The following is a 1,500-nucleotide window of genomic DNA, read 5'->3' as shown; positions in this document are numbered from 1 at the left end:
CGGCAGGCCCGCCTGGGCCGTTTGACGCCCATCGAGTTCGAGACCATCATGAACACGACCGTCGCACTGGCGGCGTGACTACAACCTGTCACCTATCCGTGCAGCAGTCCCGATCGTCTCGAAGCAGCCGCCGCTAGCTCCCTCCTGGGATCGTGTGCGGCGTCGCGAGGGCTAGGTACGCGAGCCATGCTGCAGCAGCCGATGAGACAAGTGACAGCAGTGCCACGAACAACGCCCACCGTTGTGACCTGATGCCCTCGATAGAGGCGTTCAAGCTGCTCGCGAGATCGAGAATGCCCAAGAGCTCACGATCGAGGTCAGCCAATCCTCGTGCGTCCTCAGCCTGTCGCTTGGCCCAGTCGCGCAACAGACCCTTCTCCGACTTGGACCAGCGGTCAGATTTGCGTCGACGGGAAGCTAAGTCAGGCACGTTCCACTCGTACCGGTAGGTGTTCTCAGCCAAGGACTCGATATCACGCGCGACCGTTGCCATGTCGATGCTTGACCGGAGGACAGCCGCTCTCAGCTTCTTGGCGCTCGTGACTGGTCGGCGAGAGTGCAGTGTGCTCGCCTGATCCCGAGCTCGCGCTACTGACTTCTGCTTGACGTGCAGCAACTCGAAGAGTCCGTATCGAGTGATGAGTCCGGGCACGCCGTAATCAAGGTCGATCATTATGCCCTGTGCGCTACGTTTGTCGCCTTTGTACTTGAACTCGTTCTTCCGTCCAAGAGCGTGGTCGTACTTGGCGACCAGTGCGAGACCTACGTCCCGTGATTCGCGATTCGCGGTTTCGAACGCGTAATCCATGATGCGTATGCGTTTCCACTCGCGCGAATGAGTCAATGTAAAAGGACTCGCGTCCAGCCCCAGGGCACGTTCGAAGTTCATTTGATCGCGACCTCGGTCTGCATGCCGGAACGGGTCGAACTCGTGGGTGAAGAGAAGATCGACGGCCGGATGTGATGCCCTTGCCTCGACAGCGAAGAGGCCCGGAAGCTCCCGCGCCAACCAATCGCGGCCCGACTGGTGAAGCGCTTCGCGGGTCACCTGAACAGCTTCAATAGCCACGAACATCCGCTGCTGCACTTGCAGGCGACCCTTCGTCCTGCGCAGTCGCGGCTGGTACTCAGCTCGCAGCGCCGCGTCGAGAGATGCTGAGGCGACGCTCGTCAGGTCGAAACGGGCGACAACGGCCGTTAGCGCGGACCCCAACGGCAGCAGGCTCAGAGAGACCGAGCGGAACTCCTCCGGCAAGCGTGACCGTACTGCACCCGGGTACGTCCACTCGTTCCCATCAGCGACCAGCGTTGCGATCGACTGCCAGCCGAGAGAGCTCTGTCGCTCGCGTCCTTGTCTGACGGCTTCGTCTGCCGACTCCGGGCGGGTGACTGGGCTGACCCCGTTCGGTAGGTCCGGTGGTTGTGTGAGTCGTCCTGTTGCCCGGGGGTCCGGGCAGGGAGACTGGTCAGATCATGACGAACAGCAGGAAGCGTCACACT

1 protein-coding gene is annotated in these 1,500 nt (G+C 61.6%); it reads right to left on the bottom strand.

Annotated elements, in window-relative coordinates; translation table 11 throughout:
- Positions 1-133 precede the first annotated feature (133 nt).
- The gene (locus WFI00_RS17700) at positions 134-1,255 is read right to left on the bottom strand and encodes a hypothetical protein (protein ID WP_336642389.1); all 1,122 of its coding nucleotides are present in this window, start codon (positions 1,253-1,255) and stop codon (positions 134-136) included.
- Positions 1,256-1,500: the final 245 nt, after the last annotated feature.

This window comes from Microbacterium sp. MMO-56, from assembly GCF_037146215.1.
In the GTDB taxonomy this organism is placed as follows: domain Bacteria; phylum Actinomycetota; class Actinomycetes; order Actinomycetales; family Microbacteriaceae; genus Microbacterium.
The sequence above is the reverse complement of the archived record's forward strand: the minus strand, read 5'-3'. Positions and strand labels throughout refer to the sequence as shown.